Source organism: Candidatus Poribacteria bacterium (assembly GCA_021295715.1).
Classification (GTDB): Bacteria; Poribacteria; WGA-4E; order WGA-4E; family WGA-3G; genus WGA-3G.
Window position 1 is genome coordinate 1 of the sequence record JAGWBV010000094.1, and the last position, 16895, is coordinate 16895.

Annotated in this window: 15 protein-coding genes; 7 read left to right on the top strand and 8 right to left on the bottom strand. The window is 49.1% G+C overall.

The features are described from left to right. Window positions 1-275 precede the first annotated feature (275 nt). The 3 genes from J4G07_18885 to J4G07_18895 are packed head-to-tail and all read left to right on the top strand — an operon-like array spanning window position 276 to window position 2441. Complete coding sequence (locus tag J4G07_18885) at window positions 276-1085, top strand: phytanoyl-CoA dioxygenase family protein (protein MCE2416054.1); 810 nt, start codon at window positions 276-278, stop codon at window positions 1083-1085. 13 nt (window positions 1086-1098) lie between these two features. After that, window positions 1099-1506: a GNAT family N-acetyltransferase gene (locus J4G07_18890; GenBank protein MCE2416055.1), complete on the top strand. Its 408-nt coding sequence runs from the start codon at window positions 1099-1101 to the stop codon at window positions 1504-1506. Between the two features lie 20 nt (window positions 1507-1526). Further along, window positions 1527-2441, top strand: a complete 915-nt coding sequence (locus J4G07_18895; GenBank protein MCE2416056.1) for a phytanoyl-CoA dioxygenase family protein — start codon at window positions 1527-1529, stop codon at window positions 2439-2441. A 28-nt stretch (window positions 2442-2469) separates the two neighbouring features. Here the strand turns inward: J4G07_18895 and J4G07_18900 are convergent, their stop codons facing one another. Further along, complete coding sequence (locus J4G07_18900; GenBank protein ID MCE2416057.1) at window positions 2470-2730, bottom strand: hypothetical protein; 261 nt, start codon at window positions 2728-2730, stop codon at window positions 2470-2472. Window positions 2731-2912: 182 nt separating this feature from the next. After that, window positions 2913-4385 (bottom strand): CRTAC1 family protein, encoded by a 1473-nt coding sequence (locus J4G07_18905; GenBank protein MCE2416058.1) that lies wholly within the window; start codon window positions 4383-4385, stop codon window positions 2913-2915. 370 nt (window positions 4386-4755) lie between these two features. Between J4G07_18905 and J4G07_18910 the strand changes: the two genes are divergently transcribed. Then, the gene (locus J4G07_18910; protein MCE2416059.1) at window positions 4756-5727 is read left to right on the top strand and encodes a Gfo/Idh/MocA family oxidoreductase; all 972 of its coding nucleotides are present in this window, start codon (window positions 4756-4758) and stop codon (window positions 5725-5727) included. A 700-nt stretch (window positions 5728-6427) separates the two neighbouring features. Then, window positions 6428-7801 (top strand): tRNA (N(6)-L-threonylcarbamoyladenosine(37)-C(2))-methylthiotransferase MtaB, encoded by a 1374-nt coding sequence (gene mtaB / locus J4G07_18915; protein MCE2416060.1) that lies wholly within the window; start codon window positions 6428-6430, stop codon window positions 7799-7801. On the opposite strand, the gene mutS is transcribed toward mtaB, so the two are convergent. From mutS to J4G07_18945, 6 genes are all read right to left on the bottom strand, one after another. Continuing rightward, a complete protein-coding gene (gene mutS, locus J4G07_18920) occupies window positions 7798-10491 on the bottom strand; it encodes a DNA mismatch repair protein MutS (GenBank protein ID MCE2416061.1) in 2694 nt (897 codons plus the stop codon). The genes mtaB and mutS overlap by 4 nt on opposite strands. A 350-nt stretch (window positions 10492-10841) precedes the next feature. Further along, window positions 10842-11369, bottom strand: a complete 528-nt coding sequence (locus J4G07_18925; protein ID MCE2416062.1) for a hypothetical protein — start codon at window positions 11367-11369, stop codon at window positions 10842-10844. After that, the gene (locus J4G07_18930; GenBank protein ID MCE2416063.1) at window positions 11366-12337 is read right to left on the bottom strand and encodes a hypothetical protein; all 972 of its coding nucleotides are present in this window, start codon (window positions 12335-12337) and stop codon (window positions 11366-11368) included. The genes J4G07_18925 and J4G07_18930 overlap by 4 nt, the downstream gene beginning before the upstream one ends. Before the next feature lie 62 nt (window positions 12338-12399). Then, complete coding sequence (locus J4G07_18935; protein MCE2416064.1) at window positions 12400-13452, bottom strand: DEAD/DEAH box helicase family protein; 1053 nt, start codon at window positions 13450-13452, stop codon at window positions 12400-12402. Beyond that, window positions 13449-14243, bottom strand: a complete 795-nt coding sequence (locus J4G07_18940) for a hypothetical protein (GenBank protein MCE2416065.1) — start codon at window positions 14241-14243, stop codon at window positions 13449-13451. Before J4G07_18940 ends, J4G07_18935 begins: the two co-directional genes overlap by 4 nt. A gap of 105 nt (window positions 14244-14348) precedes the next feature. Beyond that, on the bottom strand, window positions 14349-15185 hold the full coding sequence (locus J4G07_18945) for a hypothetical protein (GenBank protein ID MCE2416066.1): 837 nt from the start codon (window positions 15183-15185) through the stop codon (window positions 14349-14351). Between the two features lie 343 nt (window positions 15186-15528). Here J4G07_18945 and J4G07_18950 point away from each other — a divergent pair, with 343 nt between their 5' ends. Both J4G07_18950 and J4G07_18955 read left to right on the top strand, forming a co-directional pair. Then, on the top strand, window positions 15529-16173 hold the full coding sequence (locus J4G07_18950) for an IS607 family transposase (GenBank protein MCE2416067.1): 645 nt from the start codon (window positions 15529-15531) through the stop codon (window positions 16171-16173). 421 nt (window positions 16174-16594) lie between these two features. After that, window positions 16595-16895, top strand: a 301-nt coding sequence (locus J4G07_18955; protein MCE2416068.1) for a transposase, incomplete at its 3' end; no start/stop codon positions are given.

The following is a 16895-nucleotide window of genomic DNA, read 5'->3' on the forward strand; positions in this document are numbered from 1 at the left end:
CAAGTCTTTAACCCCTAAACAGTGGGTAGGCAGACACATTGCCTTGCGACAACGCTGTTTATGTCTGCCAACTTGATATTCTAATTGTACAACATTTTTAGGCGAAAGTCAAATTTATTTTTAGGGAAATAGTCCATTAGCGGGAAACCTATATCCCAAACCTAAAGGATTGGGCTTTACGCCCGAATGCCCGTAAATTATCTTGAATTTTAAAGCAATTCTTTATACTATATCACGCAACAGAACGATACCGCTATCCCGCTTGAGGAAAGGACATGACACCGAAACAGAAATACCTCTTTGACCTACGTGGCTACCTGCATTTAGAGAACGTCCTGTCGTCAGAAGAACTCAGCAACACACAAGCAGCGATCGAACGGCTTGTGCAGGGGGCACCAGATGAATTACCACCCGGAATTAGCAGCGGTGGTGAAGGTTTTTCAAACGGGTTCTCCGCCGACAAATCGCTTGAGGCATTAACACTACATCCTGTTACGTGGCCGATCATCAAAGAATTGACGTGGAACAAACCGCGTTTCAATCGCGGATCGCTTGTTGTGAATACGCACGAGCGACAGGAGATGACCCCGCTGCATTGTGCTGGGGAAGGTTTCCGTTGGACCCGACGGTATGGTGTTAGAGACGATCAGATTTTCACAAACGATGTCGTGGCTTTCTTCTATTTCACGGATGTCTATCCGGGGGACGGGGGTTTGATCGTTTTACCGGGTTCCCATAAGCGGGAGTTTGCGCGTCCTGAGCATCTGTTTTTCCCTGAACAGGAGAATATAGATGCCCCGCTCCATCCGGCTCTTGTCAATGTGACCCCGAAAGCAGGAGACGTTGTGATTATCACCGAGATGTTGACACACGGTGTGCTGGTGTGGAAACCGACAGATCGCGATCGGAGATTCCTTATTCTACGATATAAGACGCAGTTCTTCCAAGACGAGCGTGGTGTCCGCGAATCTTTCCCACCTGAAGTGATGGAGAGACTCGCTCCTGAGACGAAAGCGTTGGCGGCTTACGGCTCAGAGTGGGAAATAAAGGACCTTGTGAAACAGGATACTGTGACGTTGACGTAATTAGGTAATCGCAATGAAAATCGTCAAAGCTGAACTCACGGATGCTGAAGTGCTTGCCGAACTGAATCAGCATCTCATCGAGGACGAACGGCACCCGAATCCGATGAACACCGCCCAACTCATCGAAAGGATGAAAGAATGGTTGACAACCGATTACATCTGCTATGTGGCGAAGCAGAACGGACACATTGTCGGTTACTGTCTATACAGAGACGACGGTGGATACTACTATATGCGGCAATTGTATGTGGACAGAGCACACCGCCGAAAGGGTATCGCTACGCAACTGCTTGATTGGTTATACGAAAATGTATGGACGGATAAGAAGGTTAGGTTGGACGTACTTGCCCATAACAAGGATGCTGTCGCCTTTTACCAGAGATACGGCTTCAGAATCGGTGTTTTTAGAATGGAAAAATGAGAAGTGTGAGGGAATCAAAGATGAAATATGATAATATCAATCGCACCTTTGATTGTGAACCGACGCTCACCGATACACAGGTGCTGCAGTATTGTCGGGATGGCTACCTACAACTCCAAGGCGTCGTCCCAGACGAAATCAATCAGCGCACGTGCGATTATCTCAACGGTGATTTGCCGATCAATCCGTGTTTCATGCCCGACGGGATGACACACGCCGATTTAGAACGAATGCGGGATACGCACGAACCCAGCTCGATTCTGCTTGAGGATTGGTACATCAAGCATGTCCTTCTCAACCGAGAACTCGCCGGGGCATTGCGCTCATTGCTCGGTAAGGACGTTGGGTTACCTGTGTTAGTCAGCAACCATCGTGTTGAGTGCCCGATGCCTGCACAGGGGTGGCACCACGATGCCGATCACGTTTTTGGACCTGAAACCAATTTCGTCGAGGTCTTCTATTTCCCGCAGGATACACCGATGGAATTGGGTCCGACGGACCTTATGCCCGGTTCACACATCCGTTCCACAAGTCGAGATATAGCCGAGAAAGGGGTCTCAAGCGAAGGTCCTGCGGGTTCGTTTGTTATCCATTCGCAAAGCATCCTCCATCGGCGCGGTGAGTCCACAGCGGAAGGGCTGCGCCACATGCTGAAATACAGTTATTGGCGGACGGTTCCACCGACACGGGATTGGAAGGAAGAGCCAGAATTTGACATCCAAACCGCCGAATACGGCGGACACGGCGTGGCGAGATACGTGGCGCACATGTTCTACTGGCTCTGCGGCAAAGGTGAGGAATTCCGTCTCATCGGTGGGCAAGCATGGCCCTGGTCAAGCATCAATCAAATCGGACCCTCATACGGTTTTGGACACAAAGAAGGCTATCTTCCGAACTGGCGAAAGGACAATCCGGATGATTACGCAATCCCGTAGGTAGAACGATTTATCGTAAAACACCTCGTTACCGATCCAACGCGTCGAGTTCAACACGATAACGTTTTTCAGTGGTGTCAAGCAACTCTTCGATAACTTTTTCAGTGCTGCCAGACTCCGCAATAAGGGTTTCCATTTGCTCCACTGCAAAAGATTGAACATGGCTAAAACAGTTCTGAGACGATTTGTCGAGATGGTTGCCAACGTTCAAACTCAGCACTAACAAAAGTGCGCGTTCCAATCTTTCAATACGCTCGTCACGCGCTTTAAGTTCTTCCAACAGATCCATTTGGATTTCCCGATCCCCAGTCGATTTATCCCCCTACGAAGGTGGGAAGGTAGCAAACGGACTATGCGGTGCATTTTGCCTGCTACCCAAACTGGTTTGAATAGTATATCACAAAAAAATAAGGCTATAAACGGAAGTGTAGAGTGCCAGTCCCCGTGTCTCTACCACCAGAAAAGATAGCACTAATTTTCGGAGATAACAAGCACCTGATTCGTTTCAACGTTCTGTAAGGTTTGGACGCTGCCACAGAGCCACCGCACTGTCAGCGTATCAACCGATGTCGCGGCACCCAACCCAAAATGTAAACGGAGGTCGTTTTGACTGAGGTATCCCGAACCACTTTTAACCTCCCGCAACTGCGTCAACCCCCCAGAAACTACGGTCACCCGTACCCCAATTGCATCTCGGTTGCAATGGGTTCCGATGAGTTTGATGGACAGCCACTGCGACGTGTTACCGCCGTCGTTCCGCAAAACGGTCGGCGTGTCTTTGAGGTTAGAGACAACAATGTCAATATCGCCATCGTTATCCATATCACCGAAAGCGGTGCCTCGACTGACGCTCTGCTGTGCTACCGCCGCGTCAGGGATTTCGGAAAACCTGATACCCCGATCACTCAGGAAAAGTTGATTTGGCTGTGCGTACGTGCCAATCGGATCAATCTCGACGATATTGTCATCAAGGTGCCCGTTGGCAATAAACAGATCCAACCAACCGTCATTGTTAAAGTCGATGAAATCGGCACCCCACGCCAAATACGGAAGGCTCCGCTCACCAATCCCTGTGGCGAAACTCATCTCAGTAAAGAATCCACTCTGGGCATTGTGATAGAGACTATTTGTCTGATCCTGAAAATTCGTAATCACGATATCGAGATAGCCATCGTTATCAAAATCACCGAGATTCGCGCCCATCCCGCTATAGGCGCGCCCTTCCTCACTGAGTGCAACACCTGCGAAAAGAGCGTCCTCCGTCATCGCAACACCGTTCTGCTCGTTGCGATAAAGAAAATTAGGTGTCGTATCGTTGGCAACAAAGATATCAACATCCCCATCATTATCTACATCACCACAGACGACCCCCAATCCTTTGCCACTCACTGTGCCGATCCCTATGCTTTTCGAGACATCCGTGAAGGTCCCGTCCCCGTTGTTACGGTAGAACACATCGGCAACACCCGGTAGTGCTTCAGGTGTGCAATACGTTGGAATATTTTGTCGGAAGCATTCTGGATTGGTATCTGGATCGAACTGGACATAATTGACAACATAGAGATCCAGATAGCCATCGGCATCAACGTCTACAAAAGCACAGCCACTACTGAATTGATTGCCAGCAACGGCGGCAGTATCAGCGACATCCGTAAAAGTGCCGTCCCCATTGTTGCGATACAGCACGTTTGGACCGTAGTTCGTCACATAGAGATCCGTGAGACCATCGTTGTTGTAATCACCGACGCAGCACCCTAATCCGTAGCCCGTATCACCGACAGATGTCTCGTCGGTTATATCGGTGAAAGCACTACCATCGTTGCGGTAAAAACGGTTTGTCAGTGGAACTGACGAAGTCGCCCCCGGCAGATCGCTACCGTTGACGAAATAGAGATCTAAATCTGTATCATTGTCAAAATCGAAGAGCGCGACGCCACTGCCAATCGGCTCAATAAAGTACTTCCTACCGCTTTCGCCGTTCACGTGCCGAAATTCAATACCGAGTTCAGCAGTTACATCGGTGAAATGGATACCTTGATTTTGTGAGGAAACGGGTTGTGCGAATGCGGATTTCGGTGCGATGTGTAAGAGAAAGAGGATAACGGTAAAACCGATTGTGGGTATAGTCAATTTTTTGTAACGCATAGTCTGTGTATATGGTATAATAGCAGTCAGCATATTGGCTATCGGCAATCAGCCATCGGAAACCTTCAGTTAAGAGGATTTCTGGTGAAGTTACGCCCTTTGGCTGATGGCTAACTGCTGGAAGCTGAGGGCTATTCCCTTGACGACTTATAAAAAAGGAGATTTTCTAATGGCTAATACTCTACGTTTTGGCGTTGTCGGTTTAGGTATGGGCATGAATCGCTCCGGTGTAATTCATGGGACAGACGGTGCAGAACTCGTCGCTGTAGCGGATCTCGTCGAAGAACGACGCAAAACGGCTGAAGAACGTTTTGACTGCGAAAGCCACGATGATGCGCTTGAAATGTTCGATCGCGATGATATTGACGTGGCAATGATTATGACACCGAGCGGTCTCCACGGCAAATTCGGAGAAGAAGCCGCACGCCGCGGTAAACACGTGATCACCACAAAACCGATGGATGTCAGCGTTGAAAATTGCAACTCCCTTATTAAAACATGTGAAGACAACGATGTCAAACTGCTTGTTGACTTCGGCGAACGATACGGGACGCACAACCGTCAAATCCAACATGTCCTCGCAACAGGTGGTCTCGGTAGACCTTTGCTCTGCGAACTCCGCATGAAGTGGAAACGTCCGGATAGCTACTACGTCGGTTGGCACGGCACATGGAAACTCGATGGTGGTGGCTCTATCATGAACCAAGGTGTGCATTACATCGACCTGATGCTCTGGTTCATGGGTCCTGTGAAACGTGTTATCGGTGCACACTTCGATGTCTACGATCACGAAAATTGTGAAACTGAGGACATGACCTCAGCGATTCTTGAATTTGAAAACGGCGCGCTCGGACACGTCCTGACAACGACGACCTTCCCCGGTAGCAGCGTTTCAATGATTCACGTTCACGGCGAAAAAGGCATCGTTGGTCTCGGACCGGAGATGTGGGAGTTCGTCGATGATGACGAACCCGAAATCGAACTTCCGCCGTATCCGAATAACGTCATCGAGGACGCGCTCCAAGTCATCAACGACGGTGGTTCACCGGCGGTTGATGGTTATGAAGGCAGACGTTCTGTTGCACTCAATATGGCTATCTACGAATGCGCACGGACCGGCAAAGCGGTCGAACTATCATAAACACCTCTCCGAGGCGGGTCTCAGTGCCCGCCCATTTTCTGTCCTGTTTCATTGTCTGAATCAGGATTTACAGGATTCAAGGATGGACAGGATTATAGACGCGTCTTGATCCATGACTTCCTTTGCCACATTACCAGATTTCATAAAACCGCATCTACCTTTTTGGATGGCTATCCTATTTGCAATTCGGGCAAAAATTCGGTATAATATTTGTTGATAAACGAGTGCTTCGTCAAATTTTCTTTAGTAGTTAGCGATTAGCAATTGGCAGTCAGCAAAGAGGTATTGGGCTCATACAGTTTACCTCTTAAAATAACCCAAGTTGCCAGTTTCTCATTCACATAGCACCCCTACGGGGTGCAGTTCTTGAATGTCCGATTTTCTATAGACATAACACCCCTCATGAAGATTAAGAATTTAATCGGGTAATTTTTATTGACACCCGGTGCGGTTGGGGTGAAAGACCCTACTGGGTCTGGGGGAACATGGAATTACCCAAATATTTTATTAATCTTCATACGGGGTGTAAAGAGATTCTTTTCCTAAAAAATCTGTATTTAAACACCCAAACCTATTAGGTAGCAACTTGGGTTAAAATAACATCAAAACCCGTAGATCGTAATGTAATGGAGAGCGGATTTAAGGGACGCATCCGAGAGTTCTAATGCATGTTGTTCCTTCGCAAGGTAAAATTAAAAATATGAAAACCGCGAAACTGATGACGATGGGCTGTAAGGTCAACCAATACGATACGCAATCCATGCGCGAGACGCTTCGACGCAACGGATATATGATTGTTGATGATGATACCTCTCAACAACAAGCGGACCTCTACCTCATCAACACATGCACCGTAACAAACACCGCTGACCAGAAAGCACGGCAAGTTATTCGGAGAGCGATCCGACAGCATCCGAACGCCAAAGTGCTCGTCACAGGTTGCTATGCGGAAAGCGACCGCGAGGCGATTGAAGAGATACCCGGCGTGACGTTCGTTTTCGGCAACCGAGAAAAGGCGGACTTTCAGCAGTATCTCGATGTATTGCACACCGAAACGTCATCCGAAGCGAGGTTAGAAACCTCGCCAGCAGAGGCATCTCACACCTCTAATCCGCTCCTCGCCATAGAACCGGTTCAACACGATGCGGTTCGCGAACACGCACGCTTCAGCAAAGGTGTTAGCGACGCTGGCAAACGCACGCGTGCACTTATCAAGGTGCAAGACGGATGTAGTGCTTTCTGTACCTACTGCATTATTCCATACGTGCGGGGTCGGATGACAAGCCGTCCGCTCGATGACATCGCCGACGAAGCCTGTCGCATTGCTGATAGTGGTATCAAAGAGGTCGTCATCACTGGCGTGCATCTCGGTGCTTACGGCGTGGATACTGGTCGAGAAAAAGACATCGCCAACATTTTAGAACATATCCACGACATCGAAGGCATTGAACGTATCCGTTTTAGCTCGATCGAACCGATGTATTTCCCCGATAGCCTCGGTGAGCGAATGGCGGCACTTCCGAAATGCATGCCGCACTTCCACCTTCCACTCCAAGCCGGTTCAGATGAGGTACTGCAACAGATGCGTCGGCGTTACACCACGGCAGAATTCGCACATCTCGTTGAGAACTTACGACGCGTCTTTGGCGACGATGTCGGGATTACCACCGATATTATGGTCGGGTTCCCCGGCGAGACGGATGCCCATTTTGAGGCATCATGTCAATTCGTCGAAGATACCGAATTCAGTCAATTGCATGTGTTCCGTTATTCCCCCAGAAAAGGCACACCTGCGGCGACCTATCCGGATCAGGTGTCCCCACACATCTCTGCAGCTCGTAGCCAAACGATGATTGCGCTTGGTGAACGCTTGAACACGGCATTTCGACAACGGATGCTTGGGAAGCAGAAAGAGGTGCTCATCGAAGCGAGCAGAGAAGGAAAAAATAATCGCCTTGCAGGCTTTACCGACAACTATCTCCGTGTCCTCGTGGATGCCCCAGAGAGCGCAATCAATCAGATTCAGCGCGTTACGCTGGGTGCGTTAGAAGGGGATTGCATCGCTGCTGCCTAACCCTCAGATTCCTCCGCCTTCGCCTTCAAATCATAGAGAATATTCACTGCATCCAAGGGGGTTACCTGCGTTAGCTCCAACCGTCGGATCTCTTCGACGAGTGGATGCGTTTTCGGTGTAAAGAGTGCCAACTGTAGGGAATCGCTTTGCAGCGTTTTTCGGGAGACACGTCGGCGCGGTTTCGGCAGTGTGGGATGCGCTTTCGGGGACTGCCCCGTCGCCCCATCCGCTTCAACACTGAGATTGTGCTGTTCAAGCACCTCAAGTATCTGCTGTGCGCGGGTAATCACGACTTGGGGTAATCCTGCGAGCCGTGCGACGTGGATACCGTAGCTTTGGTCTGCGCCACCCGGGACAACCTTTCGGAGGAAGGTTACCTTCTGTCCATCTTCATGAACGGCGACATTGTAGTTCTTGGCGCGTTTATATTTGCTGGCGAGTTCCACCAACTCGTGATAGTGCGTTGCGAAGAGCGTCTTCGCGCCCATCCGCTTTTCATCTAAGAGATACTCCGAGACCGCCCACGCGATGCTGAGTCCATCAAACGTGCTGGTGCCGCGTCCGACCTCGTCAAAGATCACGAGACTGTTGCGGGTGGCATTGTTGAGGATATTCGCCGTCTCGTTCATCTCAACGAGGAAAGTGCTCTGCCCCATGACGAGGTTGTCCGACGCACCGACCCGTGTGAAAATCCGGTCTACCAAACCGATTTTCGCAGCGGCGGCAGGCACAAAACACCCAATCTGTGCCATCAGAACGATGAGTGCCGTCTGACGCAGATACGTGCTCTTGCCGCTCATGTTCGGTCCCGTGATGATATGCAATTGCTCGTCGTCGCAGTTGAGTAGCGTATCGTTGGGCACAAACCCCTCTTGCGTGAATAATTGCTCGACAACGGGGTGCCTGCCATCACGGATAACGATTTCGTCCACTGCCGCCACGGTAGGCTTCACATAGTTGTATTTCGATGCGATATAGGCGAAGTTGGCAAGGACATCAATCATCGCGAGTGCCGCTGCGATTTTCTGGATAACTTCCGTCCATTTCGACACCTCCTCGCGAATCTGACAGAAGAGTTCATACTCCAAAGTCTGTATCCGATCCTCGGCGTTGAGGACTTTTGCTTCCTGCTCCTTGAGTTCAGGGGTAATGAAGCGTTCGGAGTTCCGAAGCGTCTGTTTACGGATATAATGCTCAGGCACCATGTGCAGATTCGGCTTCGTCACGTCAATGTAGTAGCCGAAGACTTGGTTGAATCCTATCTTCAAGGATTGGATACCGCTGCGTTTGCGTTCTTCCTCTTGCATAGCGGCTATCCAATCCTTTCCCTGTCCTACTATTTGCCGAAGTTCATCAAGTTCCTCACTATAACCGTCATTGATGATGTCGCCTTCACGGATTGTTGCGGGTGGGTTCGGATGAATGCCGTGTTCAATCAACGCCACTAAGTCTGGAAGTGGATCTAAAGTGTCGTTGTGGGATGTCAACATGGCACTACTGCAGTTTTGGAGCTGCGCCTTAACATCGGGAATCAGACGAAGGGAATCCTTGAGGGAATGCAGGTCACGTCCGTTCACGGAGCCGAGACTGATACGTGAGATGAGTCGCTCGATATCGTACATCTGACCGAGTGCGTCTCTTAATTCCTCCTGCAAGTTAATCTGGGTTTTGAGTTCATCGACGGCGCCGAGGCGTTCCTCAATCTCTTTCTCATCAAGCAAGGGTTGTAAGAGACACTGACGCATTCGTCTGCCCCCCATCGCCGTCACGGTTTCATCAAGGACTTCAAGGAGTGTGCCTTTCGTGGAGCCGTCGCGAATGGAGGCTGTCAGTTCAAGGTTGCGCTGTGTATCAGCATCAAGCACCATGAAATCCGAGAGCGTGTAGGTCTGCAGGGAGACGATGTGTTCGACTTCCTGTTTCTGCGTTTCATTCAGGTAATAGATGAGCGCGCCGGCGGCAGAGATAGCGGTCGGAAGGTGTTCGCATCCGAATCCGTCGAGCGAAATCGTTTGGAAATGTTGAAGGAGTTCCGTTCGAGCGGTATCTACTTCAAATCGCCAGTCGGGTAGTTCATTGAGTGTCACCTTGAGTTCGGTTTTGAGCCGATCAAACATCTCCTCGTCCTCGAAGGTGTCGGCAAAGAGGCACTCTTTTGGGGAAAAACGGTGGATCTCCGCCCAGAGACGTGAAGGATCTGTGAGTTCGGTCACCAAAAATTCGCCGGTAGAGAGATCCGCAACAGCGACACCGTAAATGTCTTTTTCGAGATATATCGAGACGATGTAATTGTTGACCTTATGCTCAAGCACCTTTGGGTCGGTCACGGTGCCGGGTGTAACGATTCGGACGACATCGCGCTTGACGAGTCGATTCTCGTCTCGTGCGAGTTTTGCGTCCTCGGTCTGCTCCAGAATGGCGACTTTATGTCCGGCTTTGACGAGTTTGTAGAGATAGGAATCGAGTGCGTGGTGTGGGATCCCTGCCATCGGTGGTGGCGGGGATTTTTGGTTTTTATGACTTCTCGCTGTTAAGGCGATCTCAAGTAGACGTGCAATGAGTTCAGCGTCTTCAAAGAAGGCTTCATAGAAATCTCCGACCCGACACAAGAGTATGGCATCTCCGTGCTGTTTTTTTACGTGTTTATAGAGTTCCATTAATGACAGGTCGGACTGTTTTGAACGTGCCATATCGTTTTCCTTGTTTATATGTTTACGTGGCTGTTTTTTGGACGATAGGTCAATTTTTAATACCGTATCAGATTCTGGGTTTTCTGTCAAATGTATTTTAGCGATCAGCCGTCAGCAGTCAGCAGTCAGCCGGGCATCGGGAGTCATGTTTAGTGTCCATTGTCTGAATCAGGATTTTCAGGATTCAAGGATTTTCAGGATAAGAGGCGGCTCATCAACTATCTTTAGCCCCAACGGTCTGAAGTTGGGTTTCACTGTGTTCTTGGTGTATATGACAGCATCTTGAACTTAAGGTGTGTTTGAAACACCGAAATCTGTCCACTCAACGCCGTTCAACCCAACCTACGGCACTAACTCTCAGAAGCGACCAGTTTATTTAACTCCTGCCCCAGCAGTTGAGGGTCTCTACAGACACGGAAATCCCATTTCTTCAGTTTGCCCCAGTTATTGACTGCGGAGATCCAGCGTCTGGCAGCAGCGTGTTTGACGTGAACTTGATCAGGTTCAAAACCCTTGATTTCTAAAACGAGGTGGACACCGCTTATGAGCCTGACGATAAAATCGGGTTCGTAGAGGTGAGATATGCCGTCGTGTTCATAAGGGATTCCGAGTCCGAGGTGATCGTTTCGGACATAACATTCTACAAGTTCGGATTGCTCAAGTCGAAACTTGGCGGCACGTTCCCATGTACCTGTATCCAATACCACCTGATTCACATGGCTCCGTAGTGTTTCGGTACATGGACGCGGCGTAAGAAAATCAACATCCGCAGATGTGCCGATGGGTGCATAGCGGTTCAGGATAGGTAGGAGCGGGATTTCACCTTTTGCCTCATCAGGTTGAATCGCGGTCATGAGTCTCTCGACAATACGCGTCACGTATTTCTCCTGTCCGAGTTCACATGGGTTACATCCACGGAAGTCAACTTTTGTTTTGACGTAGGCATCAACAAATCCGAAAACCTGTGGAAAAAGGCGATGTCGGGAAAGTAGTCGGAGTTTCGGATTGCTGGCTGGATCTGGTGCGGTTTGACTATCACCAACGAGTTTGTGGACAATCCGATGCGCAATCCCGATGTGGTTTGATAATATACCTCACGGTCTTGTAGTTCCACCGCGCCTGGACCTGATGCAGAAGGCGTGCCGGTTTCATACCCGACAGCGGGTTTAACATAGAGTGCTGTAGGGTTAATTTCGGGTTGGAGGCTCAACGGTTCTGTGGATTCAATATCTGCCTTAATTTCGTTCTTTTGGAGTGCAAAGGCGTATCCCTCAACAATCGGAAATCGGATCTCAAGGTGTTCACGTTCAGGTAAGGCGCGAACATGATTTTTCGGCTCGTCATCGGGGGCGCGGGCACCCGTGGCTCTGCCTCTGAAAGGTATCGCCGAAAACGGGATGCCGTAGACATCAACGTATTCCTCGGTAAGCAGACCCGTCTCTGGATCGGGTGTGTAATTCATACGGCGTAATCCACGTCCGACGACCTGCTCACAGAGCAATTGGCTGGTAAAGGCGCGTAATCCGAGGATATGTGTGACGTTGTTTGCGTCCCATCCCTCGTTGAGCATGGCGACAGAGACGACACATCGAATCTGTTCGCCTGGCTGTCCGCGTTTGCCGATTGTAGCGACAATCTGCTGCAAGTCTTCAGCGGCTTGGCTCCGATTTCTATTTGGATCTTCGCTCTCCGCTTCTTTCAGCATTTTGCTATCAATGCGAAGCGTGCGTGTAATACCTTCACCGTTTGCCAGTTCAGGAAAGATTACGTCCTGTTCGTAGACAATCTTGGTCTCCTTTTTCCTTTTCCGCTTTGTCGTGCTTTCATTGTCAACGACCTCGACCACCCGCTCTGCAGAAATCCGTTGGTAAAAATACTCGGCAATATCGGTATCCGCACAAACGACAATCAGGACCGGCGGTGTCTTCTCCTGTGTATCCGAGGCTTCTTGGATGTATCCAAACCGCTGACCCAGACGGTGGCTTCTTGGCGTTCCTTCTTTTCCTCGGCAGAGAGTTTCTCCTCAGTCGATGCGGGACGATAGGCGTGATGTCCCTCGTCGTTGAGGACCATAATCGGGGCGCGGTCGTAGAGTTCACCTAAGACGCGCTTGGCAAAAGCGTCCGGCGTTTCGTCGCCTTTATCAACAACCGCATAAGTTTGCCCGCTTTCGCTATGCGGGGATTCGGGTGCGAATTGATGCCAATTGGTGACCGTTCCCTTCCCGCTGCTGAGTAGTGGGCGGAGTTTGTGCGGGATGAGTTCAAATTCGTCGTAGTAGTTATCGCTATCTTCGGGACGGAGTACCTGCAGCCGTTTTTTGATTGTGAGGTTTGGACAGACGACGAGTGCGGCTTGCGGGAAGCGTTCATCGGAAGGCACTTTGCCACGATTGCAGAATGCCCACGCGATGAGCATCGCCATGACAACGGTTTTGCCGCTACCAGTCGCCATCTTGCATCCGTAACGGATGAGATCGGGAATTTCGGGTTCGTTGGGTGTATCCACCAACTCAGCGAGCTTCTCATCGGTGAATTGTGGGGTGAAACCGATTCTCTTGCCACCTTGCCGGATTTCAGCGAGATAGATGATCGTTTCAACTGCTTCGCGTTGACAGAAAAAGAGTCTTCGCAAGAGGTCATCACGTGCCCAATGTCTTAGGAGGTCACGGGTTACAGATGTGGCGTTGAGGTAATTCGCATCGCGCCACCGTTCGACATCTGCGCGGAGGGCGTTGACTAACGGGAGATCGTCCCACTCCTCTTCTCGAAACATTTGGAGTTGTGCGCTACCGGTGCGTTGGGTTTTGTACCAGTAGCCTGCGTCGCGCCGTCCAGACTGTCTGACGGCTTCACCAGTGAGCGTGTCGTAGACCCAGTGTGCATTGGGTTTTTCGTAGGGACTGCACAGGATGGGTTGTTCAACGGGTTGGATTGGGACATCGGGTCGGTTTTGGTTCATGCGGATTCCTCGTTTTGCGTGTTAGCAGCCTCTTTTTCCGCTTTCCATTTTTTTACAAAATCAGGATCGTATTTTTGCAATAACTCCAAGCCTTGAGTCTCCACTTCTGGCATCCGACCTGTTAAACCGTTCGTTAGAATGTCTTTAATACCGTCTGGCTCATTGAATCTGTCAAAATAACCAACTAATACACCGAGATTATGATCTGGATCCTGAAGCTGAGGCACAGCAGCCTTGAGTATGGAAACAGAATCTTCCCTATCCAACCCTACACTCACCTCAGCGAGTGAAAATACAGTCTGTGTTAAGAGAAGATGCTTCAAATTTAGATTTTCCCTTAATAAACGATTGAGAAGCTTCGTAAGCCCGTGATAAGCCTCGTCTGTGTAAATACGACCAACACAATTTACAAGCCTCAACAGGTAGTATCTTGTGTACCTATCTCTTTCGCTATCAAGGTTTAAGTCAGCCATTGAATATACGTACGCTAACGCGGGAGCAGCCAGTTGTGCAAATTTTCTATCCCCCGAACCTTCTGTGTCTTCACCGCTGGTTGCTAACGGCCGCGTTTCATCACCAAAACCCATTATTTCTAAAACCACTTCTTTCCCAAGCCCGAATGGCTCAAGTGCCTGAAAATAGGAGCGGCGAATAGCGTCCTCTAACAGAGAGAGTTCATGTTCTTTTTCATGGTCGCTTCGTTGATTTTTTATTTTCCTCTCCATTCCTGAATAACAAGTACTGTTGATTTCAACTTCCGTGTCATCCGCGTCAATCGGCGATTCAGACAATTAACATATATCACCGCTCGCGAAAGATCACAGCACTGTTTATAGTCGTGCGATTCATCGCACGTTCTCACCCAGTAGACAGCACGTGGCGTGTACCTACTATTTTTAATACCGCTGTTCTCCCAAATTATGCACCGACATCACCTCGTTCCCACGCGGATCGATGACTTTGATGGCAACCTGTTTATGCTCACCAGCAGGAAATGGAAGGGATTCTATCCCACTGAACTTCTCAAATTGGTCTTCGTCGATGACCCTTTTAAGGGCGCGGGCGATTTTGTCCCACGCGCTCTTGTCGGGAAAGAAGGCTTGGGTGATACAGAAGGTTCGACCGTCGTAGTCAGCATCGACGAACCATGCGGCAACTTTGTCCGCACCTGCGGAACTCACGGTGTTGTCTACTGGATTGTAGACATCCACACCCTCCATTTTGATGTAGTATTCCCCGTCGGCTGCCTTTTCAAGTCTCGTGCGCGGCATTCCGAACACGGTGAACAATTGTGTTGAAGGCGTTTCTTTGAGTAGGTCTCCCATTGCGACATCTGGATTGATGTGTGCGATATGGATACGGACCCTCGGATTCGGATCTTCTTGGATTATTGCCTGTGCTGCACCATCGAAACTGAAGCCTGCAAAAACCAATTCATCGTAACCACGACGCGATGCAATCGGCAGGCACTCTTCGACTTGCAGTGCCGTTACCGGACCATGCTGTGGACCGAATACGACTGCAACGAGGCGTTCCGTATCGTCATCTGCCCAACTCCCTTCGGCATGAAGGACATCTCCCTCAAGCGGGTCGAGTGTGGCGAATTTTAGCGTCTGGTTGTTGGGAAACCGTACACCGTCATTTCGAAGGAGGCGAAATGAACGAATGAATAGAATCCGAGATTTAATCAATATGCCCCGCAGACAACACGTCTTGATGCAAGATCTTTTCATGTGGTATAGGCTATGTGAGCCTATGGATACTATTGAAGACACAGAAAAAGTCCTAGTAGTCTGTCACATCTAAACTGACAGGTGGGCTCGCCCGATTTTGTCGGGTTTCGCTCCGTTCTACCTCCAGGAAATACCCAATCAAAAACACCTACAAAAAGTCAAAATAACGTTGACAAACTACTAGAAGATTTCCTTAAAGAAGATGTTGATAATTCTGATACAGGGCAGGCGGCAGTGGGCTAAAAGATACTTAAATGTATACAAATCTATACATTTTTAGTCATTCCTATACGATGTAAGATTTTATTTAACAAACACTATAGAAATATGGTATAATTAATGTATGAATGATAGATTTGTGAAGATTGGCGAGGCTGCGAAACTACTTGGTGTTAATCCTCAAACACTTCGGCGTTGGGAGGAAGGTGGTGTTATCCAACCTGCGAAAAGAACACCGAAAGGGACTCGCCTCTATAGCCTTCAAGAGTTATTAGGTGCGAATGATTTAGCCGCTCCTACGATTGCTTATGCCCGCGTCTCGAGTTCGGATCAAAAGGAAGATTTAGAACGTCAGCAGGCAGTCCTTGAAGCGTTTTGCACGAAGAATGAGTGGCAGACTGAAATCATAAGAGATCTTGGCAGTGGCATGAACTACAATAAGCAAGGCTTCCTCCGCCTCCTTGAGTTAATAGTGCGGGGTGAAATGTCTCGTCTGGTTATCACACACACAGACAGGCTTCTACGATTTGGTGGAGAGATCGTCTTTCGTATCTGTGAACTCAAAGGTATTGAAGTCGTCATTATCAATAAAGGTGAACAACCTTCATTTGAGGAGGAACTGACACGAGACGTCATGGAAATCATGACCGTTTTTTGTGCGAAACTCTACGGACGCCGTTCTCAGAAGTCAAAGAAACTGGCTGAAGCAATAGAGACTATCGTCTCCGAAGCGGAGCAGAAGCAGAAAGGTAATCTCGGCAACCTGTAGGTTGCAGGATACCTTATGCTTCTGAAAACGAACACAGAAGATAGAACTCACTCCGAATAATAAGTAATCCACACAAAGGTCTCAACACGCGGGCTATACCCGTGTTGCGTTCAACTTCGCTCTGTCATCCTTCAAAACAGGATTAGACAAAGACGACTGGCGAAGTCATGTTGACATAAAGCGTGAATTCAACGCAGTCAAGTATGATAAGTTTCACTGGTGTAAAGACCTTTCACAGAATGCGTCCAAGAATGCTATCCACAATCTTGGGGACGCAGGAACCCGCTGGAAAAAAGGACAAAACAAGTTCCCTGTCTATAAGAACCGATCTGGTAAATGCTCCTACCAAGCAGACAATGGCGAAGGAACTGTTGAAGTCCACAAAAAACGTGTCAACCTTCCCAAAATAGGGTGGATACGTATGCGTGAAGAATTGCGGTATACCGGTGAAATCACAAAAGTGGTTGTGTCCAAACACAATGACAAATGGTATGCTTCTATCACCGTTAGGCGATTGGATAGCAACAACTATAAGCACCAACCGCTTCTGTTTGACGATAAGCCACCAATAGGCGTTGACGTAGGTATCAATACACTTGCTACGTGTTTAGACGGGACAACGTTTGAGAATCCACGCCCTCTCAAGCGATACGAGCGCAAGTTAGCACGGGCAAATCGCAACCTTTCGCGCAAGCAGAAAGGCAGTCAGAACTGGTATAAAG